This window comes from Burkholderia sp. AU38729 (genome assembly GCF_020419725.1).
Taxonomy (GTDB): Bacteria; Pseudomonadota; Gammaproteobacteria; order Burkholderiales; family Burkholderiaceae; genus Burkholderia.
Map to the genome: position 1 here is coordinate 94,970 of NZ_JAIZQO010000002.1, position 23,861 is coordinate 118,830.

Below are 23,861 nucleotides of genomic sequence, written 5' to 3' on the forward strand. Positions count from 1 at the left end.
TCCGTTCACTCATCGACTTCAATGCAGCATCGGACGCGGCGCCGCCACGATTCCACGATGCGCCGTGCCAGGAGACATCGCCATGACCCCAACCTTCGACACCCTCGACGCCGCAGCCGGCGCCCGCATACGCAGCCAGGCCCGCAAGGCCGCGATCGGCAGCTTCGTGGGCGCCGTCGTCGACTGGTACGACTTCCTGCTGTACGGGATCGTCGCCGCGCTGGTATTCAATTCCGAGTTCTTCCCGAAAGTCAGCCCGACGATGGGCACGCTCGCGGCGTTCGCGACCTTCGGCGTCGGCTTCCTGTTCCGGCCGCTCGGCGGCGTCGTGTTCGGCCACTACGGCGACCGGCTCGGCCGCAAGCGGATGCTGGTGCTGACCGTGATGCTGATGGGGCTGTCGACGGTCGCGATCGGCCTGCTGCCGGCGTTCTCGACGATCGGCTGGTGGCGCCCGTGCTGCTGGTGCTGATGCGCGCGATCCAGGGTTTCGCGGTCGGCGGCGAATGGGGCGGCGCGGCGCTGATGGCCGTCGAGAGCGCGCCGAAGCAGAAGAAGGCGTTCTACAGCAGCGGCGTGCAGGTCGGCTACGGCGTCGGCCTCGTGCTGGCCACGGGCATCGTGTCGATCCTGAGCCACACGCTCGGCGAGGCCGCGTTCAAGTCGTGGGGCTGGCGCCTGCCGTTCGTGTTCAGCATCGTGCTCGTGCTGATCGGGCTGTGGGTGCGCAAGAACATGGACGAATCGCAGGAGTTCGTCGAGAAGGTCGAACACGGCAACCGCAAGTTGCGCCTGCCGGTGCTGGAAGCGCTCACGCGTCATCCGAAGGCATTCCTGCTGATCATCGCGCTGCGCCTGGCCGAACTGTTCACGATGTATATCGTCACCGCGTTCGCGCTCAGCTATTCGACGACGAACCTCGGCATGTCGCGCGACCTGTTCCTGAACATCGGCCTGCTGGTGGGCGCGGTGAGCTGCGTGACGATCCCGTGCTTCGCGTGGCTGGCCGACCGCTACGGCCTGCGCCGCATCTACCTGATCGGCGCGCTGATCGGCCTCGCGTCCGCGGTGCCGTTCTTCGTCGCGCTGGAAGCGCGGTCGCTCGCATGGATCGTGATCTTCTCGATCCTGCTCGCTAACGCCGCGCACGACATGGTCGTGAGCGTCCAGCAGCCGCTGTTCACCGAGCTGTTCGGCGCCGAGTACCGCTATAGCGGCGCGGGCGTCGGCTACCAGTTCGCGAGCGTGGTCGGCGGCGGGTTCACGCCGTTCATCGCGGTCGGCCTCGTCAGCGTGGCCGGCGGCTCGTGGCACCTCGTCGCCGGTTATCTCGCGGTGGGCTGCCTGATCTCGCTGGTGGTCGCCGCGCGGATGCGGGCGGCGCAGTAACACGCTGACCGGATGGCCGGCCCGATGCGCGGCCGGCCATCCCGCGTGGCTCGACGATGACCTGCAATGGCGCCACTGCCTCGCGTTCGAGCGCACGACGTCAAACACTGTCAGTTACACGCGTCGATTCGCCCTTTTCCCCGCTGAACATGCCACGCCGCGTGCCGACCAATGGCATCATATGGGCCTACGTCAGTCACCGATACGCCCCCATATCATGTCGAATCTCATCGTCCACGGCGGCACTCCGCTGCGCGGGGACATCAAGCCGTCCGCGAACAAGAACGCCGTCCTGCCGATTCTGTGCGCCACCCTGTTGACCGATCAGCCGCTGCGCCTCATCGGCGTGCCGGACATCACCGACGTGCGCAAGATCCTCGACATCTTCCGCACGCTCGGCAGCGACGTGTCGGTCGACTTCACGACGGGCCTGCTCGAACTCCACCATCGCAACACGAAATTCGATCCGGCCGTTCACCGGCTGCCGGAAGCGATGCGCTCGTCGATCATGCTGATCCCCCCGCTGCTCGCGCGCTTCGGCGTCGCGCGCCTCGAGAACGACGTGAAGGGCTGTACGCTCGGCGTGCGCGAGATCGATCCGCACGTCGAGGTATTCGAGCGCTTCGGCGCGCACATCGAGCGCACGCCCGATTCGCTGATCGTCCGTACCGACGGCCCGTTGACGGCCAACGACCACTGGCTCGACTACGCGTCGGTCACGACCACCGAGAACTTCGCGCTCTGCGCGACAGCCGCCAACGGCACGTCGACGCTGATGAACGCCGCGTCCGAGCCGCACGTGCAGGAGTTCTGCCAGTTCCTCGCGATGATCGGCGTCGCGATCGAGGGCATCGGTACGTCGCGGCTGTGCGTGACGGGCGGCCGCAAGCTCGGCGGCGGCGAGTTCCGCTTCGCGGAGGATTTCCACGAGATCGCGACGTTCCTCGCGCTCGGCGCGATCACCGGCGGCGACATCACGGTGCGCAACTCGTCGCCCGAACATTTCCCGCTGATCGATCGCACGTTCGCGAAGTTCGGCGTGACCGTCACGCACCGCGACGGCTGGTCGCGCGCGGAACGCGACGGCCCGCTGCGCGTGCGCCGGCCGTTCACGCAGAACATCCTCACCAAGGTCGAAGCCGCGCCGTGGCCGTACCTGCCGGTCGACCTGCTGCCGATCTTCATCGCACTCGGCGTGCGTGCGGAAGGCAGCGCGATGTTCTGGAACAAGGTGTACGACGGCGCGCTCGGCTGGTCCGGCGAACTGTCGAAGTTCGGCGCGCACGTGCTGCTGTCCGATCCGCACCGGCTGATCACGTTCGGCGGGCTGCAGCTGACGCCGGCGCGCGTCGAGAGCCCGTACATCATCCGCGTCGCGATCGCGCTGCTGATGGTGGCCGCGAGTATCGAAGGCCGCTCGGAAATCATGAACGCGCTGCCGATCCGCCGTGCTCACCCGCACTTCGTCGAGAACCTGCGCTCGGTCGGCGCGAACGTCGAATGGACGAGCAGCGAGTAAAGCCCTGACGGTACGGCGCAAGCGCTGCGAACAGCCGTACCATCCTCCCCACCCGGCCGGCGCCTGCGCCGGCCGCTCCCTCCTGCTTTACTCGCCTCCCCCGCAATCGACATCGCCGCCGCCCATGTGGTCGAACCCGTAGAGCATCACGGCCGTCGTGCCGCGCGCGGGGTTGCTCGGGCGTTTCGCCAGGCCTTCATCGAGCGGAGACGACGGATACTGGACACTCGTGTCCATCAGGTTGCCCGGCTCCGAGCGCAGCTCCGCTTCGGTCAGCTTGCTCCCTTCCGCGCGCGGCAGCCCGAACGCCTTGCGCACGTCCGCTTCGTTCCATGTTCCCTTCAGCGTGACGGTGACCATCTGCAGCCTGCCTTGCTCCCAGTCGAGATCGACCTTCGTCGCGAGCGGATGCACGCTGGCCGCGAGCCGGTCGGGGAACGCCGGGCCCTCGTAGTAGGCCTTCGTGTTCTTGCACGCGTCGCCGGTGTTCCGGTACTGCTTCAGCGCGCAATTGAAGCGCTTGTCACGGTAGCCGAAGGACGTTTCGACGTAGCAGCCGAATTTCGGTGACGTCATGCGCGGCCACGCGCGGATGTCGGCGGTCGGACGCGGCAATGACGTGTCAGCCGAGGAGTTGGCAGCGGCAAGTAACGGCACGAACGCGGTGTACGCGATAAACAGGGATTGTCGGATTTTCATGTCCAGTTCAAGTCGATGCCGGGTTTGGCCCGATGTCATGTTCGCCTGCGCTGACAGACGCGCGGGGCGGGCAACTGAAACCGTCGGTACTCACGCGAACGGATTTTTCAGCACCGGCCCGCCCTCCACACACAAGCCGTCGTGCATGTCCTCGGTGTAGAGGTATTCACAGCCCTCGATCGAAGCGCTTGCAACGATACACGCGTCGTAAAACGACAAGCCGTGCCGCTCCGCCAGCTTTCGCCCCAGGTCGTGTGTATCGACCGAGATCGGCACGACACGGCACAAACCCCTGATCGGCTCCAGAAACTGCCCCACGTCGATCCACGGCATCCGCAATTTGCGACTGCAGACACTGGCTACCTCGTTCAATACTTGGACACTGATGGTCGGCCGCCGAAGCAGGAGCGACTCGGCCAGGTTCGCCTTGCGATCGTCCTCGGACAACAGATAAAGCACGACGTTGCTGTCGACGAACGATCGCGTCGCATCAGTCCCGCTCATTCGCATCATCCCGGCTGAACTTGAAATCGGCGGGCAACTTGCCACGGAAACGCCGCAACCGCTGCAGAAGCTCTTCGGGCCTGGGCTTGCGACTCACGGCGAAAACGCGAGGGCTATCGACCACGATTTCGATGTCGTCACCTTCGCGAAGCTCCAGAGCGTCGACCACACTGGCCGGAAGGCGGACGGCCAGACTATTGCCCCACTTTGCAACCTGCATATGGACCTCCTTGGATATACGTCTTCAATTGTATATCCCAGTCTCCCGTCGGCAAAGCTGGCCAAATGGGGGATCCCGTCCTCCGCACGCCATCCACCTAAAAAGGTGCGCGATAATCGCCCATTCACGCGCGATGACCGCGCATTCCGACGCCTGCTCACGATGACGAAAAAGCCCGAACTCGACCGACGCGACTGGATAGCCGGCCTCGAAAAAGGCCTGGCGATCCTCGAGGCGTTCGACAGCCAGCATGCGCGCATGACGCCCACCCAGGCCGCCGCGCGCACCGGCCTCACGCGCACGGCCGCGCGGCGCTACCTGCTGACGCTCGAATCACTCGGCTACGTGTACACCGACGGTAAGCTGTACGGTCTCACGCCGCGCGTGCTGCGGGTCGGCTGGTCGTACTTCGATTCGGCCCGCCTGCCGCGCACGGTCCAGCCCTATCTGCAGCAATTGAGCGCATCGCTGAACGAGTCGGCGTACGTGAGCGTGCTCGACGACTGGGAGCTCGTGTTCATCGCGCGCAACGGCGTGTCGCGGGTGATGACGACCGGCTTCGTGCTCGGCGCGCGCGTGCCGGCGCCGCTGACGTCGCCCGGCGTCGTGCTGCTCGCTCATCATCCGGATCGCGAAGCCGTGCGCGCGTGGCTCGACGACACCGAACTGCCGCCGTTCACGCCGCACACGATCACCAACAAGGCGCGCCTGCTCGAACAGGTCGACCAGGCACGCGACGCCGGTTTCGCGGCGATCGAACAGCAATTGCAGGTCGGCGTGCGCGGGATCGCGGTGCCGCTGAAGAACCGTCACGGTGAAGTGGTCGCCGCGCTGAGCACCAACATGCCGATCGGCGCGGAGACGACCGACGCGGCCGTGCGGCGCGTCCTGCCGCATCTGCAGGAAACCGCGCTCGCGATGCTGAATGTGCTGTAGCGGCAGCACTCACCCAGGCCGCGTCTGCGGCCGCCCGATCTCGCTACGCGACGGATGGCGCTCACCTGCCCGAATCGGCAGTCTGCCGGCAGCGCCTCGTCCGTCTCACCCGATCCTCCACCACCGCGGCAGCAGGTCGCGCACTTCGCGCCGCCGGTAACGGTCGTCGATCAGGTGCACGACGCCTTCGTCGTGCTCGGTGCGGATCACGCGCCCGGCCGCCTGCACGACTTTCTGCAAGCCCGGGTACAGGTACATGTAGTCGTAGCCGTTGCCGAAGCGCGCGTCCATCGCACGCCGCATCTGCTCGTTGACGTCGTTGACCTGCGGCAACCCGAGCGTCGCGATGAACGCGCCGATCAGCCGCTCGCCGACCAGGTCCACGCCTTCCGAGAACGCGCCGCCCAGTACCGCGAAGCCGACGCCGCGCCCGCCTGCGTCGAAGCGGGCGAGAAAGGCGTCGCGCTCGCTTTCCGCCATGCCGGGCGCCTGCGCCCAGACGGGCACGTCCGGATGCCGCGTCTGCATCAGCGCGACCACGCGCCCCAGGTAGTCGAAGCTGCTCAGGAAGCCGAGATAGTTGCCGGGCCGTGTCGCGTATTGCGCGGCGATCAGGTCGGCGATCGGTTCGAGCGAACGGTCGCGGTCGCGCCAGCGCGTCGACACGTGGCTCGCGACGCGCACCGTCAGTTGCTCGGCGCGGAACGGCCCGTCGACGTCGAGCCAGCCCGTGTCGCCGGGCAACCCGAGCGTGTCGCGATAGAAATGAAACGGGCTCAGCGTGCCCGAGAACAGCACGGTCGCGCACGCGGCTTCGTAGCGCGGCGCAAGAAAGCCGGCTGGAATCACGTTGCGCACGCACAGCGTCGACTGGACGCGGCGCCGGCGGCCGGCCGACGCCACGCCGTCCAGCGCCGGCTGGCGCGGCATCGGTTCGCCGTGCAGCGTCGCGTCGAAGATCGACGCGCTGTCGAACGCTTCGGCCAGCACGCCGAACTGGATCGCCTCGAAATGAAACCGCAGCAGTGCATCGCCGTTCGCGCGCGGCGCGTCGGCCAGGTGTTCGCCGATTGCTGCAACGAGGTTCTGCACGGCCGACACGATCGGGCCCGGGATCTCCGGATACGCGGCATAGCGCTCGGCCTGCGCGCGGCTGACCGAGCCCCAGGCGCGAGCGAGCCGGTCGAACGCCTTGCGCAGCGCCGCGGGCGCAATCTCGCGGGCCGCCGCGAACGCGAACGGATCGAGCGATGCGCTGTACATCTTCCTCGCGCGATCGAGCAGGTTGTGCGCTTCGTCGACGAGCACGCCGACGCGCCACTGGTTCTGCTGCGCGAGCGTGTGCAGCATCGCGCTGCCGTCGTAGTAGTAGTTGTAGTCGCCGATCACCATGTCGGACCAGCGCGCGAGCTCCTGCGACAGGTAGTACGGGCACACGTCGTGCGCGAGCGCCGCTGCGCGCACGGTCTCGCGGTCGAGCAGCCCGGCCTCGATCGCCGCATCGCGCGCGGCCGGCAGCCGGTCGTAGAAGCCTTTCGCGAGCGGACACGATTCGCCGTGGCATGCGCTGTCCGGATGCTCGCACGCCTTGTCGCGCGCGACGAGTTCCAGCACGCGCAGCGGCAGCACGGGCGTGCCGGCGCCGAGCGTCGTCGCCGCTTCGAGCGCGAGCGCGCGGCCGGGCGTCTTCGCGGTCAGGAAGTACACGTGATCGAGCTCGCCCTCGCCGCAGGCCTTCAGCAGCGGAAACACGGTGCCGAGCGTCTTGCCGATGCCGGTCGGCGCCTGCGCCATCAGGCACCGCTCGTCGCGCGCCGCGCGATAGACGGCCACCGCCAGCTCGCGCTGGCCGCTGCGGAACTGATCGTGCGGAAACGCCAGCGCGCGCAGCGCCGCATCGCGCGCCGCCCGATGGGCCGTCTCGCGCTCGGCCCAGCCGACGAAGCACGCGCACTGCTCGGCAAAGAACGTCGCAAGCTCGGCCGCGCCCAGCGTTTGCGTCAGCACCGTCTCGCGCTCGGACACGATGTCGAAATAGACGAGCGCGACGTCGATTTCCGGGAGGCTGCGCGCGTCGCACATCAGGTGCGCGTAGACCTTTGCCTGCGCCCAGTGCAGCGCGCGGTGGTTGTCGGGCATCGCATCGAGGCTGCCGCGATAGGTCTTGATTTCCTCGAGACGGTTCGCCACCGGGTCGTAGCCATCCGCGCGGCCGCGCACGGTGAGCGTGCCCCAGGTGCCCGTCAGCGCGATCTCGGTTTCGTAGCGGGCGCCGCGATTCGACGTGACCGCACCGTGGCCGGCGATGCCTTCGAGCGCGGTCGGTGCGGGCGTGAAGCGCAGGTCGAGGTCGCCGCGTCGCGCGGTGAACTCGCACATCGCCCGCACCGCGACGACGTAGCTCATGCGGACAGCCCCGCCGCTTCGGCGTGCGCGACGCCCTCGCCGGCCCACTCGACATCGATCACGCGCACCGGGATGCCGTGCGCGACGCAGTACGCGAGCCAGCGCGTCTGGTTGTCCTGCAGGCGGTCGCCGGGGCCTTTCACCTCGATCAGCTCGTAGCGGCGCTCGCCGGGCCAGAAGCGGACGAGATCGGGCAACCCCGAGCGGTTGCTGCGGATATCCGCGAGCAGGCGCGTGAACCACAGCCGCAGGTGCTCGGGCGGCAGGCACGCGAGCGCCTCGTCGAGCAACGCGTCCGTCAGCACGCCCCAGAACACGAACGGCGATTGCAGCCCGGCCTTCGTCGCGAAATGCCGGCGGATCGTGTCGCGATACGCGCCCGAATCGAGCTGCGCAAAGCACGCGGCGAACGCTTCCGCACGACGCGCGACGAAATCGGGTGCGTGCAGATCGGCCGGGCCGCGCTGGAACGGGTGGAAGAACGCACCGGGCACCGCGGCGAACACGGGTTCCCAGCACAGCAGCCCGAACAGCGAATTGATCAGCGTGTTTTCGACGTAATGGACCGGCGAAGCCGGCTGCGCAAGATGGTCGCGCACCGCGAATTCGACACCGACGAATGCATCCGGGCGAGCAATCACGAGTGTCTCGCGCGGCACGTCCGCCGCCGCGGCAGCACGTTCGACGCGCTGGCCGAGCCGGCGCTGCAGGCGCGGCAGCATCCGCTCGACACGCTGGCGCTCCTCGTCGCTCTCGAAGCCGCCGCGCGCATCGAGCGCCAGCGCGAGCGCCTCGTCGTCACGCCCGCAGCGTTCGAGCACGCGGATGCGCCGATGGCGGCTGCCGGGCCATGCGCTGCGTGCATATGCGTCGAGCGCGCCGTCCCAGTCGGCCCGGCGCTCACACGTCTGCCCGAGCGCGAACAGCAGCTTCGCGCGACGCGTCACGAGCCACGGCTGGGTGCAGCCGACCGCGTCGATGGCGCGCATCAGGTCGTCGAACGGCAGATCGTCGGGCCACGCGTCGAGCGCGTCGCGACACATCTGCAGCGCAAGGTACGCGTCGACGTCGCCGCGCTGCTGGAACGCACGCGACGACGGCGCGATCGGCACGCTTTCGTACTGGAACACGCCGAGATCGGCGAGCACGAACTCGCTCCAGTCCTGATGGAGATTGCCGAAGAACATCAGGCGCAGCCGGTCGCACAGCGCGCCGACCGTCACGCGCAGCACGCGGTCGCCGGCCTGCGCGCACCACGCGTCGAGCGGTTGCGCGACGTCGTGCGCGGGTCGCAGCCGTTCGAGCCATTCGGGCTTGCGCTCGCCGGCATGCGCGGCGAGTGTCGGGAAGATGCGCAGCAGATCGGCCTTGGTCGACAGCGCGAACAGTTCGTCGAGCGTCAGCGCAGGCGCCGGATCGACCCAGCCGAGTGCGATGAGCGGCGCGACCGCGTCGAGCGTGCAGCCGATTTCGTCGTAGACGAGCTTGCTGGCGCGGAAGTCGGACCCGTTGCGCATCAGCATCCGCACGAGCAGCGCGCGCGACGCCTGCGGCAGCGTGGCGAACTGCCGAACGAACGCGTGCTCGTGTGCGTCGAACAGGTCGTCGTAACGCGCGCCGAGCCAGGCCAGCGCGCGTTCGAAATTGGTCAGGTAGTAAAACGCCGGGGGCGTCGGCGATGCAGGCGTCACGGGGATCCATCACTGTACATTTGTACAGGTCGGAATCATATCAAATGTGACGGCAACTGCCGCACGCCCCGTCGGCGATCGACTCCACGGCCCCACTCAGAACTGGTAATTCACCGACATGTCGAACACGCCGTTGGTCTTCTGCTGCGTGATCGGGCTGTGCGCGGCGCGGCCGACGAGCTGCTCGAGCGCGCCGTCGATCGTGATGAACCAGTGCTTGTTCACGAACCAGGCCATCGTCACGCCCGCGCCGACCGACTTGAGCCCGGCCCCCGACGAATAGGCCGGCAGCCCCGAGCGCGCGGCGGCGCCCTGGCTCACGCCGAACCAGCTGTTCATGTAGCGCGAATCGGCGAACGACACGGTCGGCCCCGCGAACCAGAAGAAATGCTCGTTGCTGCCCGGCAGCGGCATGTATGCGGAGAAATCGCCGACCCACCCATTCGAGCCGCCGATGCTGCGCCGGATATCCGCGCGCAGCACGAGCGGAAATTCCTTCGAGATCACGTAATCGGCCGCCAGTTTCATCACCGGTGCCGCGTTGATGTTGTCGAGGCCGTTCAGGTGCTGGATGTCGTCGGCCGAGCGGCGCCCGAGGTCGTAACCGACGGACAGGCTCACGCGCCAGTTCGGCCCGCGCAGCACGTTCGCGCCGAGCCCTTCGCCGGTCGACAGGAAGAACAGGTCGCGATAGCGGATATCGACCGTCGGGCCGCCCATCACGCGATAGCGATCGGAGCCCGCATAGCGCGGCTGCAGCGTCATCGCGGCGCCCATGCTGATATCCCAGGTGGAGACATTCGGCTCGAACAGCTTTTGGAGCGGCACGCCCGCCGAGTATTGCCACTCGCCGAGCGGTGAAGGCGTCTGGGCCGACGCGTCGCGGGCGCCGGCCGCGGCGAGCGCCGCGCAGGCCGACACCCCGGAAACGAACCGGCGTGCGCCGGGTGACAGCAAAGGGCGAGCAACAGTCATCAAGGTCCCCGTCGGTTGCGCGAAACGAACCCGAAGTGAAGAAGCGCATTGCACCTCTTCGGCTGCAGCGGCTGGCAGCCTGCGGCGCGAACGTAGCGTGCGCTGAATTAACGGACATCCTACGCGACACGCGCGCGGACGCAAAGCGCCCGCTGCGTGCGGGCACTTTGCCGTACGCGGGACAGTCCGGTGAAGCGGGATGGAATCAGAATCGCTCGACGTGATAGTCACCGGCCAGCGCGGCCGGGCTGCGCGTCGACATCATCCGCGAGAAGCCGTCGGCGAGCCGACCGAGCGCAAGCTGCTTCTGGCTCGCATCCCAGTGCGTATAGGCGTCGTACGCGGCATCGTCGAACGACACGGTGACGGCAGCCGGGCGGCCGCTGGCGCGGAAGCCGATCTGCAGCACGCCGCCCGGCAATTCCTCGATGTGATAGCGCAACGAGCGCGATTCGAAGTAGCGGCCCAGCACCTGAGCGATCGCGCGCTTGTCTGGCGATTGCACGTGAATGTCCATGAGGGTCCTCCTTTTTTCAGTGTTCGCGCGGACGGTTGTGACGCACCGTCTCCCGGCATCCGCATCGGTGGCGGCTGCGACGGCGGGTCGCCCTGTGGCAGCCCCTCTGGCACGGGCGGATCGACGGGATCGTCGTGCCCGGGCGGCGGCGGATCCGGGTCGACATCGGGCGTCGTCGGCTCGGGGCGGTGCAGCATGGATGGCGTATTCATGTCTCTCCTGCGCGTCGGCGCGCGCATCTCGATGGCGCCGGCATCGCGCGCAAGCGGCGTGCCCGCTCCTGCGCGCCCGGTTGCCCGCTCCGGTTGGACGCTGCCGCGCACTCAGTCGTCGTAGGCCGCCATCACCAGCCACATCGTGCGGCCTTCCGCGGTCAGCCGTGCCGCGAGCGCGAACCGGTCGGACGGCCTGCATTCCGCGACGAGCGCCCGCTGCGCGCGCTCGGGGCCGTCGTAGACGGTGTCGTTCAGTTCGCGTACCTCGTCCTTGCCGTCGAACATGCGCCGCTCGGGCCGATAGACCAGCGACTCGCGCTTCCACGTGTCGAAACGCTCGCGCACGTGGGCGAAATCGCCGCCGCATACGTTCGCGTCGTAACGTATTCTTTCTCTGGATGCATTCATCACGATGTCCTCTCGTCCACGCCGACGGCGCGCGTGGCTGCGCAGCGTGCGGTTTCGCCAACGCGCAACCGTCGTGCCGTCGTGCCGTCGGCCCGCGCAGGCATGGCGCTTGCGCCTCTATCCATGACCAAGGAGGTTCGACCATGACCGTTCACGCCCCCGGCCGCCACGACGCCGTGTCACCGGCTGCCGGACTGCTCTGGCTCGCCACGTCGCGTCCGCCGTCCAAAGACAAGACGGAGGAACGCATCGACGAGGGCCTCGAGGAGACGTTTCCGGCCAGCGACCCGCCCGCCGTGGGCGGCGCGACCCGTATCGATCCTGCCAAGCCATCCGGCAAGCACGAACGCCGCTCGCCGGACGTCCCTTCACCGCCCCGCGATCACGGCTGACGGCGGCAACCGGCCCGCGCTGCGCGGCGGCGCAGCGGCGTGCCGGAGCAATCCGGAGTTGATCTGATGAAACGCCTTGAACGCAGATGGCATGAAGTCAGCGGTGCCGCCGGCGTCGCCGCGCTGGCGGCGATCGAAAGCGCGGTGGTGCTCGCGATCGTCGCGATGACGGGCATCGGCCACTGAGGTCCTGCCCCGCCCGCTCGCGGCTGTCGCCGTGGAAGATGTACAAGCGGGCTGGCAAATTTCTCCGTCGCCTCGCCGGCCAGGCCCGGCGTGTGCGGCCCGCGCGCGGCACGCCTTCTGCTCCCCGATAGTCTTGCTCACGAAGGAGACGTTCATGTATCGCGTCACCGAGATCATGTCGCGCGACGTGGTGTGCGTCGCGCCGACCGACACGATTCGCCACGCGGCCGAACTGATGCGGCGCTTCGATATCGGCGTGCTGCCCGTTTGCGACGGCGCCGAACTCGTCGCGATCGTGACCGACCGCGACCTCGCGGTGCGCGGACTGTCGCACGGCCATTCGTCCGATACGCCCGTGCAGGCGGTCGCGTCCCAACCCGTGCAGTGGTGCGTCGAGGACGACGGTGTCGGCGACGTCCAGCAGCGGATGGCCGACGTGCAGTTGCATCGGATGCCGGTGCTCGACCGCAACCGGCGGCTCGTCGGCATCGTGTCGCTCGGCGACATCGCGACGCGCGCCGGCGGCCCCGAGCGCGACGAGCTGGCCAATACGCTCGAGGACGTGTCGCTGCCGCGCCGGCGTTGACCGGCGCCCGTTGATACCGCGTGGCCCGCCCGGGTGCCGCTTCGACCAGGAGGTGTTCGATGACAACGGACAGACCGTCGCGTGACGACACGCGCATCGTCGGCGGCAATCGCCGCACGACCGGCGGCGGGCCGGGGCCCGACGTGATGGCCGCCCGCACGCTCGAAGGCGATCGCGTGCTGACGATGGACGGCGACGACATCGGCCAGATCGCCGACATCATGCTCGACGTGCGCTCCGGCCGGATCGCGTACGCGGTCGTGTCGGCGGGCAACCCGCCCGGGAGCGGCGACAAGCTGCTCGCGGTGCCGTGGAACGTGCTCGTGCTCGACGTCGAGCGCCGCTGCTTCGTGTTGCCCGTCGCCACCGGACGCGTGCGCGAAGCCCCCGGCTTCGACAGGGACCGCTGGCCCGCCATGGCCGATCCGGCGTGGGCCGAGGCGCTGCATGCGTACTACGGCAGTTCGCCGTACTGGCTGATCGAGGAAGGCGAAACAGCGCTCGACTCGCCGCCGTACGAGGCGTCGCCGGGTGGCCCCGACACCCCTGAAAGCCCTGACGGCGGCAAGCGGTAGCGCGGATCGGCGCTCAGTGTGCGGCCGCCACCGTCTGCGCGAGTTGCCGGGCGGCGGTCAGGTGCGCCTTCAGCATCGGCAACGCGTTGGCCGCGAACGCGCGAAGCTGCGGATCGCGGCCGTTGCGCGCCTCTGTTTCGTAGAGCCGGATCGCTTCTTCATGCGCGCGCGGGCCCGCCAGCGCGACATAGGCCGTGTCGAACGCATGACCTTCCTTGGTTCGCAACGCGGTCACGGCCGGATCGACGAGCATCCGCGACTGGACCGGTACGCCCTTGGTCGCGCCAAGCTCCCGCAATTCGGCTGCGAGCCGTTCGTGATCGTCGACCATCCGGCGCGCGAACGCCTTCACGTTGGGGTTCGACGAGCGATCGAGCGCGAGCTGGCTGGCCTGCCGCTCCGCCTTGCCGATCATGCCGGCCTTGTCGATGAATTCGACATCGATGCCGGTCGGCCGCTGAGTCATGCCGGCCTCGTCGGGCGTCGTGCCGGGGCGGATGACGCCCGGCGCGACCTGGGCCGACGAAGCGGGTAACGCCTGCGCATGAGCGAGTACGGCGATCGATGCGCCGACGGTCGCGGCCAGCACGATCGCCGCCGGCCGATGCAGTCGATTCGTTTTCATCCGAACCTCCGTGTGTCGCGACGGGGCGGCCCGGCCGCGCGGGTTGCCGTTGCGTCCGTCGCGCCGCCTCCCTTCGTCATGACCGGGCGAGCCGCCACGCCGGCTGCTAGCGGCCGCGCCCTTTCCGATCGTGCGCGGCGTCCGGCGCGACATCGGCGATCACGCTCGCCAGCGTCGGCATGTCCACCGGCTTGCGCAGATACGCGTCGAACCCGGCCGCCATCACGCGGTGCCGGTCGGCGTTGCCGGCGTGGGCCGTGACGGCGACGACGGGCAGATGCCCGCTGCTGCCCGGCAAATGACGGATGCGGTCGAGCAGCCAGAAGCCGTCACCGTCCGGCATGGCGAGATCCGACAGCACGACGTTCGGCGCCTGCCGCTCCACCGCGTCGAGCGCGTCGTGCCCCGACTGCGCGGTCGATACCTGAGCGCCCATCGTTTCGAGGGCCGCGGCGAGGCTCGCGCGCGATGTCGCGTCGTCGTCGACGACGAGCACGCGCTGGCCGTCGAGCGTCACCGGCTCCGGCGTGCCTGCTGCCTGCAGCAGGTTGTCGGCCGGATCGTCGATGTCCCAGCCAGCCGGCAGCGTGACCGTGACGGTCGTCCCGCGCCCGGTGCCCGCGCTCGTCGCCACGACATCGCCGCCGTGCAGCTGCGCGATGTGGCGCACGATCGACAGGCCGAGCCCGAGGCCGCGCGCCGGCGACGCGAATGCGCGTTCGGGCCGGCTGAACGTCTCGAACAGGTGCGGCAGGTATTCTGGCGCAATGCCCTGCCCCGTATCGGCGACCGACAGCCGCACGCGCTCGCCTGCCCGGGCCAGCGACACGACGATGCGCCCGCCCGGCGGCGTGAACTTGATCGCATTCGACAACAGGTTCGACAGGAGCTGGCGCACGCGCTCGCGGTCCGCCGGAATCACGCAGGTCGGCATCGCGTAGTGGGTCGACAGCTCGAGCCCGCTCGCCCGTGCCGTCGCGTCGAGTTCACGCGTGGCATCGCGCACGATCCGCACGAGATCGACCGGCACGCGCTCGAGACGCAACCGGCCGGTCGCGAGCGATGACGCGTCGAGCAGGTCGGCCACCATGTGCGACAGCGACCGCGCGCTGCGATCGATCGCGTCGACGGCCTGTTGCGCGAGCCCCTGGCCGTCGATGTTGCGCAGCACCTCGACCCAGCCGTAGATCACGTTCAGCGGCGTGCGCAGCTCGTGCGACACCGTGGCCAGCAGTTCGTCCTTCAGCCGGTTCGACGTGTCCGCCTGGGCGCGTGCGTCGCGTGCGCCGCGCAGCGAGCGCAGGTTGCGCCGCTCGTCGCGGCGTCGTTCGTGCGCGTCGCGCAGCGTCATCGACAGGCCCGTGCAGTTGCCCTGCGCATCGACCATCGGCGAGGCGGCGAAGGTCGCCCGAAAACGGCTCCCGTCGCGTCGCACGCACAGCACGTCGAGCGGACCGACCGGCGCGTGCAGGTTCGCGAACGATGCGGGCAACGGATGGCGGCGCAACCAGCGCGGCGCGATCATCGCGGCGATGTCGCGCCCGGCGGCCTGCGCCGCGTCGATGCCGAAGATCCGCCGCGCGGCCGGATTCCAGCTCGTGATCCGGCGTGCGGCATCGACCCCGACGATCGCATCGGGCGAAGCGTCGACCACACGGCGCAGCAGGCGGTCGTCGGGTACCGGCACAGGTGCGACCGGCGCCGGTTCGCGATGCGGCTCGCGGGCGTCGGCATCGCCGCTGTCATCGGGTTCGCGCAGGCGATCGTTCGCGAGCAGCGGCTTCACGGCCATCACGAGCACGCACTCGACGAAGCTGATCGCGACGAACGCACCGGCTTGCGTGAGCAGCGCGGCCAGCGGCGCATCGCGCCACCACAGCGTGCCGATCACGGCCACGCTCAACGCGGCCGCGACCAGCCCACCGCCGAACGACGTCAGCCAGGCGGCAGCCGCAACGCCTGCATAAAAGGGCAGCGGCGCAAATGGCGCGTGCTCGCCGACGACGCGAACCGCCCACGCCTGCAGCGCGGACGCCAGCCCGACGGCCAGCACGATCCATGCACCCTGCCGTAACAGCTCACGGGTCAGGGTCCTCATTGCATCCTTGCCTCGCGCCGGCTCCGGTCGCACGGCGTCATGCCGCAAGTCGACCATCCGGCCTGCCGTCGAGCGTGCCGGGCGAGCCTGATGGCATCCGCAAGCGGCATGCCCGGCGCGGGCCGTGGATGGCCGCCGGCCTGACTCCGCGGCTGTCGGGTGCGCCGTAACAGGTTGAGCACCGGCCGGTGTCGGGCGCCGCATCAACGCAAAATGGTCACGACCGGATTTTTCATCGGAATTCTGTAAAAAAGCACCGATACGACCCTGGATGGCACTGCGATGCCGCGGTGCGTGTCAGGAATCGATGGCCTGTTTCTTCCGTCCCCGCCGCGTACATTGAAAATTTCTATTTCGCGGCACCTTCGTGGTCGTTTCGCTGTCGATGAAAATATTGCAATCAACGGAGCGTGTGGTGCCGATTTTCAAAACGGCCCCACCCATGCCGATCCATGCCAATGGGAGAAACCGCAAACCGGTCGAAGCAACGTGCGGACGGCCGCCGGTTGTCCGGCCGGTCCACCGCGATGCGCACGCTGCTCGGCCGCATCGAGAAGATCGCCCCGACCCGCGCCAGCGTGATGATTGCCGGCGAAAGCGGGGTCGGCAAGGATATCGTCGCACGCCGGCTGCATGATCTCAGTGCCCGCTGCGACGGCCCGTTCGTCCCCGTGAACTGCGGCGCGATTCCGCCCGATATCGCGGAATCGCAATTGTTCGGGCACGAGAAAGGCAGTTTCACGGGCGCAATCGCGCAGCGCGAAGGTTTCTTCGAAGCCGCGCGCGGCGGCACGCTGCTGCTCGACGAGATCGCGGAAATGCCCGCGTCATTGCAGGTGAAGTTGCTGCGGGCGATCGAATCGAACGTGATCGTGCGGGTGGGCGGCACCGAGCCGATTGCGCTCGACGTGCGCATCGTGTCGGCCACGCGCCACAACCCGGCCGAAGCCGTGCGCGACGGCCGGCTGCGCGAGGACCTGTTCTATCGTCTCGCCGCGTTTGCGCTGTACGTGCCGCCGCTGCGCCAGCGCGACAGCGACATCGAGACGATCGCACTGGAATTCGTCGACGCGCTCAACGCGCGGCACCACGCGCACAAGCGGCTGACCGACGCGGCAATCGCCGCGCTGCGCGCGTATTCGTGGCCCGGCAATGTCCGCGAGCTGCACAACACGATCGAGCGCGCGTACATCCTGGCGGATGAAGGCATCGACGTCACGCTGCCGAAGCCGGCGATGCCGCCCGAGCGCCTGTCGGAGAACACGATGGCGCTGCCGCTCGGCGCGACCTTGCACCATGCGCAGCAGCGCTTCATCGCGGCCACGCTGCGCCACTTCGACGGCAACAAGCCGCGCGCCGCGAAAGCGCTCGGGATCAGCCTGAAAACGCTCTACAACCGGCTCGCGCTGATGCGCGACAACGGCCACTCCTGAGCGGCGCGGCCGTCTTTCCCACGCACCGCGTCAAGCAACCTTGAATCGCCCGACGGTGGTCGCCAGCGCGTTCGCCTGCGACTGCAAGGCCGTCGCGGCGGCGGTCGACTGTTCGACGAGCGCCGCGTTCTGCTGCACCATTTCGTCGAGCTGCGTGACCGCGCGATTCACTTCCTGGATGCCGCGCGTTTGCTCGTTCGCCGCGTGCGTGATCTCGGAGATGATCGTCGTCACGTTCGCCACGTTGGACACGATCTCGCGCATCGTGTCGCCCGCCTGGCGCACCTGCCCGGACCCGGCCGACACGCTCGCGACCGTCGATTCGACCAGCACCTTCACTTCGCGTGCGGCCTGCGCGCTGCGTTGCGCGAGGCTGCGCACCTCCTGCGCGACGACCGCGAAGCCGCGGCCCTGCTCGCCCGCGCGCGCCGCTTCGACGGCCGCGTTCAGCGCAAGGATGTTGGTCTGGAACGCGATCCCGTCGATCACGCCGATGATGTCGCCGATGCGGCCCGAGGCTTCCTCGATCTTCTCCATCGTCGCAACGACGTCCGACACGACCACGCCGCCGTGCGACGCGATCCGCGACGCGGCCGCCGCGCGTTCGTCGGCCTGGCCGGCGGCGGCGGCCGATTGGCCCACCGTCGCGGTGATTTCTTCCATCGACGCGGCCGTTTCCTCGAGGCTCGCCGCCGCCGATTCGGTGCGCGACGACAGGTCCTGGTTGCCCGCCGCGATCTCGTTCGCGGCCGTGCGCACCGATTCGCTCGCATCGCGGATCTGTCGCATCACGTCGTTCAGCTTGTCGACGAAGCTGTTGAACGAGCGGGCGATGTCGGCCACTTCGTCACGTCCGTCGGCCGGCAGGCGCTGCGTCAGGTCGCCGGCGCCCGAGCCGATCGCGGCCATGGCCTGGCGCACTTGCGACAGGCGGCGGAACGCGGTCGCGGTGATCGCGCCGATGATCAGCGACGCCACGCCGACGATCACGAGCAGCGTGATCAGCGACGCGGTCAGCAGCGAGCGCATCCCGGCCGTCGCTTCGTTCTTGTCGAGCAGCACCAGCGCGTACCAGTCCGTGCCCGGCACGGGGCGCGCGCGCACCAGCTTCGCGTCGCCGCCGACCGTCACCTCGACGGGCGCGGCCGCGGCCGCGATCGTCGCGCCGTTCGTCGCGCCGAGTTCGGGCGACACGTCGGCGACCGGCTTCAGCGTGAGCTTCGCGTCCGGGTGGGCAACCACGTGGCCGCTGCTGTCGATCAACATCCCGAAGCTCGCGGGCGTCGGGTGGATCGTCTTCACGTTCGCGATCACGGTGTCCATCGAGACGTCCGCCGCGACGACGCCCTTGACCGCGCCATCGCGCAGGATCGGCACCGCGAACGTGACGACGAGGTTGCCCGTGCCGGCGTCGACGTACGGCGGCGTGACGACCGGCTTGCCGGCCTGCGCGGCCTGCTTGTACCACGGGCGGCCGGTCGGATCGTAGTCGGGCGGAATGCCGGTCGGGTCGGAGAAGTGGAACGCCTTGTCGGCGTAGCCCGCGTAGACGTTCGTGAAACCGCCGGCCGTGGCCATCTGCTTGAACACCGGCAGCGGATCGGGCGTCAGCGCGGCATCCTGCAGCGACGCGATCATCCGGCTCCGGGTGGCGACCCAGTCGGCGATCCCGACCACGTGGCCGCTGGCGACGGAGGTCAGGTTGCGGTCGATCGCGTCGTCGTTGTACGAGCGCGCGATGAAATAGTTGATGAGCGTGGTGGCGACCAGCGCGAATACGACGATGGCGACGCACGCGGCGAGGATGCGGGCGCGGATGGACGAGAGCATGGCAACGACTCGGTAAGGGAGCGCGAACGCCCGGTGGACGAATTCACCGGGTAAACGGCAATCGCGCCACTTACTTGAGACCGCCGTGACAATTCAGTGAAAGTATGACGAAACGTAAGGCAGGTTGTTAGCGGATCGTCAGGATGACTGTGCTGTGCGGCGCCGTGTGCGCACCGCCTGCGGAAGCGACGACGGCCCCGTCGATCCCGGGCACGGCGATCAACAAGCGCGTTGGAACAGGCCGGTTTGCTGCCGACCGACTCATGAATGTCGATCAGGATCCGGCCCCGGCCACGGATCGTGTCACGTCCGCGCATCCGCCGCGCCGCTCGCCCGTCACAGGCGATGGCTCGGACGCGGATCGGCGTCCGCGGGCGGCGCATCGGCACGCGAGTCGTCGTGGAGATCGTCCTGCCGGCGCATCCGTTCGCGCAGGTGCCGGATCGCGAATACGTGGATGTAGTCGTGCACCCGCGCGTCGGACGACAGCGCGCGGACTTCGTCGTCGAGCATCGCGCGCAACTGATCCGAACCGATCGCACGCTGTTTGGCGGCTTCCTTGAGTGAATCGAGCAAACTGTCCTTGGACATCGACGGACTCCTGACGGTCGAGGAACGAAAAGAAGAAGGTACCGGAAGCTTAAAGACTGAACGGCGGCGCGGCGTGCGATGCGCCGGCGCATGTTTGTGCGCGATCAACGGCACGTTGCGTGCCGCCGTGCCGATCCGTCCCCGAACCGGCCGCGCAAGATTCGCGGCGCAAACTGCCCGCGAACGAGACTGGAAACCCTGCCACGCCACCCCGGGGCGCGGCACCGGCTGACACAGGCCAACGATGGAACGTTGCCCGACGCCGATGCACTGGCCAAGTTAGACCGGCCGAAATCATGCGTCAAGCGATCCCCTCCGCGCGCGCCCCATTCGTCCGAACGAACGGGCCGGCGTGTCAGCGGATTCCTATAGGTGCCGCGCATTACCTGACAGCGACTTCAGCGCGCGCTGCTTGGCAGCGCACGGGCGCGACACGATACTGGTGACATGGACGAAACGTTCATACGGGTCATCGCTCAGCCGGCCGTCGAGCCGGCATGCGGGGCCTGGCGCAGGAGACCAACCATGGCACATCGCAACTTACCGGGCCGGGACGGCCAGCGACGCGCGTCGGGCAAAGCGCGCGCCCTGCCTGCCCAGCCCGTGTCGGCGGGCAACCTTCCGTCCGACAATATCGACACCTTGCTTGCGCTGGCACGCGAGGCCGGCTTGCTCGTCACGCTCGACGGGCAGATCGGCCGCGAAAAGTACCAGAGCGTCGCGGGCTCGGTGCTCGCGTTGCAACGGTTCGCCGCGGCACTCTGCGCGCGGGCCGCACCCGACGCGCCGGCCGATGCCGAGCCACGTCGCAAGGCGCGCCCCGGCTGGCCGCACGCGAACCGCCTGCGCAACCGCATGTGCAGCGCGTGCGCGCCGCTGCATGTCGGGCGTCAGCGTCCGCGGGTGCGCCGCGCTCCCGGCCGACGGCACGACCTGCGGTCGATGGTTCGCTTCACCTGAGCATGCAGGCAGCCGTTGGGCGGCGCGGGGGCCGTGCAACGGCTGAACGTCTCACGACGTCGCAGCGCCTGACGCACGCCGCGCCTGTACTACAGCGAGCGGCGCACCTGCCGCGATCCTCACCGATCCGCATCGGCGCCACCGCGCGCCATCACGCCTCATGACGCGCCGTTCGACGCGGCGGCCATGACGACGATTCCTGCGGGGAAGGCAATCCAGACGGGGCCAACTACAACACGAACGCGGAAAGCGGACGGGGTGACTTGCACCCCGCCCGTCCTCCAAGGCAACCGTGGCTGCCTACCCTCGTGCCAGAGAGTTCTCGGTCGGATGACGCGCCGTGCATCGCATGGTGCGGCTCCGGAAATTGATGTCACGGCTGTGAATGCACCGTCGATCACCGCCATCAACACGCGTGTTGCAGCGTGGCTGCGCGGTACATGCACGACAGACCGGCGGTGTCGCCGGACGTTCCTTCAATGTCTCACGCGCGAGGCACGCCGTTTCTGATGCAGGTCAAGCCAAGCCTGCTTCGCTCTCGACATCGCACGATTTATTCGGCACCGCGCACGAGGAGCACCGGCACCTGTGCGAGATGCGCTATGCGGCGCGCCACGCTGCCGATCAGCCAGGCGGCGATGCCGCGCCTGCCATGCGTGCCGACCACCAGCAGTTCGGCGCGCCAGTGCACGGCGTCGCGCATCAGCGCATGAGCGACGTCGTCGCTGGTCGGGCGGGTTTCGACGACACCGCGCTTGCTCGGGTTCCCGGTCGCATGGAACAGCGGGCCGATCTTCGCGAGCGCATCCTCGCCCTCCGCGCGATAGGCATCCTCGAGCGCGCGCACCGGCACGATATCCGTCAGACGAACCGCGCGATCGATCACGTAGGCCGCGTACAGCAACGTCGTCGGCGTCGCGAAGCCGAGCCCGACGCGCACCGCGTGCAGCGACGGCTCGCTGCCGTCGACCGCGAACATCAGCCGCTGCAGGCCGCCGTCCGACGGCCGTACGTAGGCTGCCGGCACGATCAGCAACGCGCAGCGCACGCGTGTCGTCAACGTGTCCGACATCGCGCCTTCGACGAGCCGCAGCAGCCCGTGATGCGGATTCGCGCCGACCATCAGCACGTCCGCGTTCCATGCCGACGTATCGCTCACCAAGGCATCGGCCACCGAGCCGCCCGTCACCGACGTATCGATGATGGCCTGCTCGACCTCGACACCGCTGCCGGCGAACATCGCCGCGATCCGTTCGTTGATGGCTTGCGCGTCGCGCATCAGGTCCTCGCGCGCGGACGTCAGCAGTGCGTCGATGCGCGGGATGTCGGGCAACACGAGGCGCGGGTTGTCGATGGCGCAGACGATGCGCAATCGCATGCCGGGGCGCAGCAGCGTGCGCGCATAGCGCGCGGCGGACAGCGATTCGGGCGTCGGATCGACGGCCAGCGCGATCCGCGCAAGCGTCGGGATGGGCTGGGCAGGCTGCATGGCGAAGGCCTCCGTGCGTGCGCGTCGTCGCGGAACGACGACGGGAGCTTCGCGCGGAAGCGGCGCACGGCGGCCGGGCCACCGCCGCGGTCGCGGCGGTCACGGGGATCGGCGGGTTGCCACGCGAAACGCGGACAATCCATTCGTTCAGCATAGGTCGTCCGGCCCGCGCGTGCATGATCGTGATCAAGGGTCGCGCGGGCCCCTGCCCGTGCGGCTTACGACTTCGTCGGCACCGATGCCGCCGGACGGTTCGCGTAGAACAGCGCATACGTGATGCCGAGCAGGACGATCCAGACCGGCCCGATCACGAGCGCGACGCGTGTGTCGGGCGTGAACGCCATCAGCACGACGACCAGCACGAGAAAGCCGAGCGCGACGAACGAACCGAGCGGATAGAACGGCACGCGGATCGGCAGGCGCGCGATCTTGTCGGCCGACAGCGTGCGGCGAAAGCGCATCTGCGCGATCAGGATCACGCACCACGTCCAGATCGCGCCGAACGTCGACACCGACGTGAGCCACGTGAACACGTGCTGCGGCGCGAGATAGTTGAGCAGCACGCCGATCAGCAGCAGCGCGACCGACACGATCACGCCGTACACCGGCACGCCGTTGCGATTGACCTGGCCGAGCTTGCTCGGCGCCTGGCCCTGCTGCGCGAGGTTGTAGAGCATGCGCGCGGTGCTGAACAGGCCGCTGTTGCACGACGACAGCGCCGCGGTCAGCACGACGAAGTTGATGATGCCGGCCGCCGCCGGGATGCCGAGCCGCGAGAACGTCATCACGAACGGGCTGCCCTGGGTGCCGATCTGGTCCCACGGATACAGCGACATGATCACGAACAGCGCACCGATGTAGAAAATCAGCACGCGCCAGAACACCGAGTTCACCGCCTTCGTCAGCGACTTCTCCGGGTTGCGCGCCTCGCCGGCGGTGAGGCCGAGCATCTCGACGCCGAGATACGCGAACATCACGATCGGCAACGCGGCGACCACGCCGTTCAGGCCGTTCGGCATGAAACCGCCGTGCGCCCACAGGTTCGACAGGCCGATCGCGACACCGCCGTTGCCGATGCCGAACGCGATCATCAACCCGCCGCCGATGATCATCAGCACGATCGTGACGATCTTGATCAGCGCGAACCAGAACTCGAATTCCCCGTACAGCTTGACCGCGATGAAGTTCACCGAGCCCATCGCCATGAGCGCCGCGAGCGCCCAGATCCAGTTCGGCACGCCAGGGAACCACATGTGCATGTAGACGCCGACGGCCGTGATTTCCGCCATGCAGGTGACGATCCATACGAACCAGTAGGTCCAGCCGGTCAGGTAGCCGGCGAGCGGCCCGAGGTAGTCGCGCGCGTAGCGGCTGAACGCGCCGGCAACGGGATTGGCAATCGCCATCTCGCCGAGCGCGCGCATGATCAGGAAAATCGCGATGCCGCCCAGCAGGTAGGTCAGCAGGATGGCCGGGCCGGCGACGCGGATCGCGCTGGCCGAGCCGAGGAACAGGCCGACGCCGATCGTCGCGCCGAGCGCCATCAGGTTGATGTGCCGCTCTTCCAGCCCTCGATGCAACTGGTCTTCTGGTTGTTTCAAGTCCGTCTCCTGGCAA

At 68.4% G+C, this 23,861-nt stretch carries 20 protein-coding genes and 2 pseudogenes; 8 read left to right on the plus strand and 14 right to left on the minus strand.

The annotated features are described in order from the left end of the window. Window positions 1–82 precede the first annotated feature (82 nt). Window positions 83–1,389 (plus strand): annotated as a pseudogene (gene shiA / locus LGM56_RS05490) (shikimate transporter). Between the two features lie 217 nt (window positions 1,390–1,606). Further along, window positions 1,607–2,908 carry a UDP-N-acetylglucosamine 1-carboxyvinyltransferase gene (locus LGM56_RS05495; protein WP_089496984.1) on the plus strand — a complete coding sequence of 434 codons (1,302 nt, stop codon included), beginning with the start codon at window positions 1,607–1,609 and terminating at the stop codon, window positions 2,906–2,908. 87 nt (window positions 2,909–2,995) lie between these two features. Here the strand turns inward: LGM56_RS05495 and LGM56_RS05500 are convergent, their stop codons facing one another. The 3 genes from LGM56_RS05500 to LGM56_RS05510 all read right to left on the minus strand — a co-directional run bounded on the left by LGM56_RS05500 (window position 2,996) and on the right by LGM56_RS05510 (window position 4,331). Then, on the minus strand, window positions 2,996–3,484 hold the full coding sequence (locus LGM56_RS05500) for a hypothetical protein (RefSeq protein WP_226203373.1): 489 nt from the start codon (window positions 3,482–3,484) through the stop codon (window positions 2,996–2,998). Between the two features lie 213 nt (window positions 3,485–3,697). Continuing rightward, window positions 3,698–4,111 (minus strand): PIN domain-containing protein, encoded by a 414-nt coding sequence (locus LGM56_RS05505; protein ID WP_226203375.1) that lies wholly within the window; start codon window positions 4,109–4,111, stop codon window positions 3,698–3,700. Next, window positions 4,098–4,331 (minus strand): AbrB/MazE/SpoVT family DNA-binding domain-containing protein, encoded by a 234-nt coding sequence (locus LGM56_RS05510; protein ID WP_089462651.1) that lies wholly within the window; start codon window positions 4,329–4,331, stop codon window positions 4,098–4,100. Before LGM56_RS05510 ends, LGM56_RS05505 begins: the two co-directional genes overlap by 14 nt. Before the next feature lie 162 nt (window positions 4,332–4,493). Here LGM56_RS05510 and LGM56_RS05515 point away from each other — a divergent pair, with 162 nt between their 5' ends. Further along, the gene (locus tag LGM56_RS05515; protein WP_226203377.1) at window positions 4,494–5,267 is read left to right on the plus strand and encodes an IclR family transcriptional regulator C-terminal domain-containing protein; all 774 of its coding nucleotides are present in this window, start codon (window positions 4,494–4,496) and stop codon (window positions 5,265–5,267) included. Between the two features lie 105 nt (window positions 5,268–5,372). Here LGM56_RS05515 and LGM56_RS05520 read toward each other — a convergent pair whose 3' ends face one another. The 5 genes from LGM56_RS05520 to LGM56_RS05540 form a co-directional block, all read right to left on the minus strand. Next, window positions 5,373–7,673 (minus strand): ATP-dependent DNA helicase, encoded by a 2,301-nt coding sequence (locus LGM56_RS05520; protein ID WP_226203380.1) that lies wholly within the window; start codon window positions 7,671–7,673, stop codon window positions 5,373–5,375. Further along, window positions 7,670–9,364: a VRR-NUC domain-containing protein gene (locus LGM56_RS05525; protein WP_226203382.1), complete on the minus strand. Its 1,695-nt coding sequence runs from the start codon at window positions 9,362–9,364 to the stop codon at window positions 7,670–7,672. The genes LGM56_RS05520 and LGM56_RS05525 overlap by 4 nt, the downstream gene beginning before the upstream one ends. Window positions 9,365–9,460: 96 nt before the next feature. Further along, window positions 9,461–10,339: a MipA/OmpV family protein gene (locus tag LGM56_RS05530; RefSeq protein WP_226203384.1), complete on the minus strand. Its 879-nt coding sequence runs from the start codon at window positions 10,337–10,339 to the stop codon at window positions 9,461–9,463. Window positions 10,340–10,544: 205 nt separating this feature from the next. Further along, a complete protein-coding gene (locus tag LGM56_RS05535) occupies window positions 10,545–10,856 on the minus strand; it encodes a hypothetical protein (RefSeq protein WP_226203386.1) in 312 nt (103 codons plus the stop codon). A gap of 323 nt (window positions 10,857–11,179) precedes the next feature. Then, window positions 11,180–11,479 (minus strand): hypothetical protein, encoded by a 300-nt coding sequence (locus LGM56_RS05540; RefSeq protein ID WP_226203388.1) that lies wholly within the window; start codon window positions 11,477–11,479, stop codon window positions 11,180–11,182. Between the two features lie 143 nt (window positions 11,480–11,622). Between LGM56_RS05540 and LGM56_RS05545 the strand changes: the two genes are divergently transcribed. The 3 genes from LGM56_RS05545 to LGM56_RS05555 all read left to right on the plus strand — a co-directional run bounded on the left by LGM56_RS05545 (window position 11,623) and on the right by LGM56_RS05555 (window position 13,218). Beyond that, window positions 11,623–11,871: a hypothetical protein gene (locus tag LGM56_RS05545; protein WP_089427509.1), complete on the plus strand. Its 249-nt coding sequence runs from the start codon at window positions 11,623–11,625 to the stop codon at window positions 11,869–11,871. A 340-nt stretch (window positions 11,872–12,211) separates the two neighbouring features. Further along, on the plus strand, window positions 12,212–12,643 hold the full coding sequence (locus tag LGM56_RS05550; RefSeq protein WP_089442497.1) for a CBS domain-containing protein: 432 nt from the start codon (window positions 12,212–12,214) through the stop codon (window positions 12,641–12,643). 59 nt (window positions 12,644–12,702) lie between these two features. After that, window positions 12,703–13,218, plus strand: coding sequence for a PRC-barrel domain-containing protein (locus LGM56_RS05555; RefSeq protein WP_226203389.1), 516 nt, complete (start codon window positions 12,703–12,705; stop codon window positions 13,216–13,218). Between the two features lie 13 nt (window positions 13,219–13,231). Here the strand turns inward: LGM56_RS05555 and LGM56_RS05560 are convergent, their stop codons facing one another. Both LGM56_RS05560 and LGM56_RS05565 read right to left on the minus strand, forming a co-directional pair. After that, window positions 13,232–13,843, minus strand: coding sequence for a DUF4142 domain-containing protein (locus LGM56_RS05560; protein ID WP_226203391.1), 612 nt, complete (start codon window positions 13,841–13,843; stop codon window positions 13,232–13,234). Window positions 13,844–13,949: 106 nt separating this feature from the next. Continuing rightward, window positions 13,950–15,941, minus strand: a complete 1,992-nt coding sequence (locus LGM56_RS05565) for an ATP-binding protein (RefSeq protein WP_226203394.1) — start codon at window positions 15,939–15,941, stop codon at window positions 13,950–13,952. A 385-nt stretch (window positions 15,942–16,326) separates the two neighbouring features. Between LGM56_RS05565 and LGM56_RS05570 the strand changes: the two are divergent. Beyond that, window positions 16,327–17,374 (plus strand): annotated as a pseudogene (locus LGM56_RS05570) (sigma-54 interaction domain-containing protein). 30 nt (window positions 17,375–17,404) lie between these two features. Here LGM56_RS05570 and LGM56_RS05575 read toward each other — a convergent pair. After that, window positions 17,405–19,204: a methyl-accepting chemotaxis protein gene (locus LGM56_RS05575; RefSeq protein WP_226203396.1), complete on the minus strand. Its 1,800-nt coding sequence runs from the start codon at window positions 19,202–19,204 to the stop codon at window positions 17,405–17,407. Between the two features lie 336 nt (window positions 19,205–19,540). Further along, complete coding sequence (locus tag LGM56_RS05580) at window positions 19,541–19,795, minus strand: DUF3562 domain-containing protein (RefSeq protein WP_124576801.1); 255 nt, start codon at window positions 19,793–19,795, stop codon at window positions 19,541–19,543. Window positions 19,796–20,320: 525 nt separating this feature from the next. Here LGM56_RS05580 and LGM56_RS05585 point away from each other — a divergent pair. After that, window positions 20,321–20,755: a hypothetical protein gene (locus LGM56_RS05585; RefSeq protein ID WP_089496995.1), complete on the plus strand. Its 435-nt coding sequence runs from the start codon at window positions 20,321–20,323 to the stop codon at window positions 20,753–20,755. A 553-nt stretch (window positions 20,756–21,308) separates the two neighbouring features. On the opposite strand, the gene LGM56_RS05590 is transcribed toward LGM56_RS05585, so the two are convergent. Both LGM56_RS05590 and LGM56_RS05595 read right to left on the minus strand, forming a co-directional pair. Further along, the gene (locus tag LGM56_RS05590; protein ID WP_089496996.1) at window positions 21,309–22,244 is read right to left on the minus strand and encodes a universal stress protein; all 936 of its coding nucleotides are present in this window, start codon (window positions 22,242–22,244) and stop codon (window positions 21,309–21,311) included. A 218-nt stretch (window positions 22,245–22,462) separates the two neighbouring features. Then, on the minus strand, window positions 22,463–23,845 hold the full coding sequence (locus tag LGM56_RS05595; protein WP_089458175.1) for an amino acid permease: 1,383 nt from the start codon (window positions 23,843–23,845) through the stop codon (window positions 22,463–22,465). Between the last annotated feature and the right edge of the window lie 16 nt (window positions 23,846–23,861).

Excerpts from the sequence above, each read along its gene's own strand:
- LGM56_RS05495 (WP_089496984.1), top strand. The coding sequence starts at position 1,607 with ATGTCGAATCTCATCGTCCACGGCGGCACTCCGCTGCGCGGGGACATC.
- LGM56_RS05500 (WP_226203373.1), bottom strand. The coding sequence starts at position 3,484 with ATGACGTCACCGAAATTCGGCTGCTACGTCGAAACGTCCTTCGGCTAC.
- LGM56_RS05505 (WP_226203375.1), bottom strand. The coding sequence starts at position 4,111 with ATGAGCGGGACTGATGCGACGCGATCGTTCGTCGACAGCAACGTCGTG.
- LGM56_RS05510 (WP_089462651.1), bottom strand. The coding sequence starts at position 4,331 with ATGCAGGTTGCAAAGTGGGGCAATAGTCTGGCCGTCCGCCTTCCGGCC.
- LGM56_RS05515 (WP_226203377.1), top strand. The coding sequence starts at position 4,494 with ATGACGAAAAAGCCCGAACTCGACCGACGCGACTGGATAGCCGGCCTC.
- LGM56_RS05520 (WP_226203380.1), bottom strand. The coding sequence starts at position 7,673 with ATGAGCTACGTCGTCGCGGTGCGGGCGATGTGCGAGTTCACCGCGCGA.
- LGM56_RS05530 (WP_226203384.1), bottom strand. The coding sequence starts at position 10,339 with ATGACTGTTGCTCGCCCTTTGCTGTCACCCGGCGCACGCCGGTTCGTT.
- LGM56_RS05535 (WP_226203386.1), bottom strand. The coding sequence starts at position 10,856 with ATGGACATTCACGTGCAATCGCCAGACAAGCGCGCGATCGCTCAGGTG.
- LGM56_RS05540 (WP_226203388.1), bottom strand. The coding sequence starts at position 11,479 with ATGAATGCATCCAGAGAAAGAATACGTTACGACGCGAACGTATGCGGC.
- LGM56_RS05545 (WP_089427509.1), top strand. The coding sequence starts at position 11,623 with ATGACCGTTCACGCCCCCGGCCGCCACGACGCCGTGTCACCGGCTGCC.
- LGM56_RS05550 (WP_089442497.1), top strand. The coding sequence starts at position 12,212 with ATGTATCGCGTCACCGAGATCATGTCGCGCGACGTGGTGTGCGTCGCG.
- LGM56_RS05555 (WP_226203389.1), top strand. The coding sequence starts at position 12,703 with ATGACAACGGACAGACCGTCGCGTGACGACACGCGCATCGTCGGCGGC.
- LGM56_RS05560 (WP_226203391.1), bottom strand. The coding sequence starts at position 13,843 with ATGAAAACGAATCGACTGCATCGGCCGGCGGCGATCGTGCTGGCCGCG.
- LGM56_RS05565 (WP_226203394.1), bottom strand. The coding sequence starts at position 15,941 with ATGAGGACCCTGACCCGTGAGCTGTTACGGCAGGGTGCATGGATCGTG.
- LGM56_RS05575 (WP_226203396.1), bottom strand. The coding sequence starts at position 19,204 with ATGCTCTCGTCCATCCGCGCCCGCATCCTCGCCGCGTGCGTCGCCATC.
- LGM56_RS05580 (WP_124576801.1), bottom strand. The coding sequence starts at position 19,795 with ATGTCCAAGGACAGTTTGCTCGATTCACTCAAGGAAGCCGCCAAACAG.
- LGM56_RS05585 (WP_089496995.1), top strand. The coding sequence starts at position 20,321 with ATGGCACATCGCAACTTACCGGGCCGGGACGGCCAGCGACGCGCGTCG.
- LGM56_RS05590 (WP_089496996.1), bottom strand. The coding sequence starts at position 22,244 with ATGCAGCCTGCCCAGCCCATCCCGACGCTTGCGCGGATCGCGCTGGCC.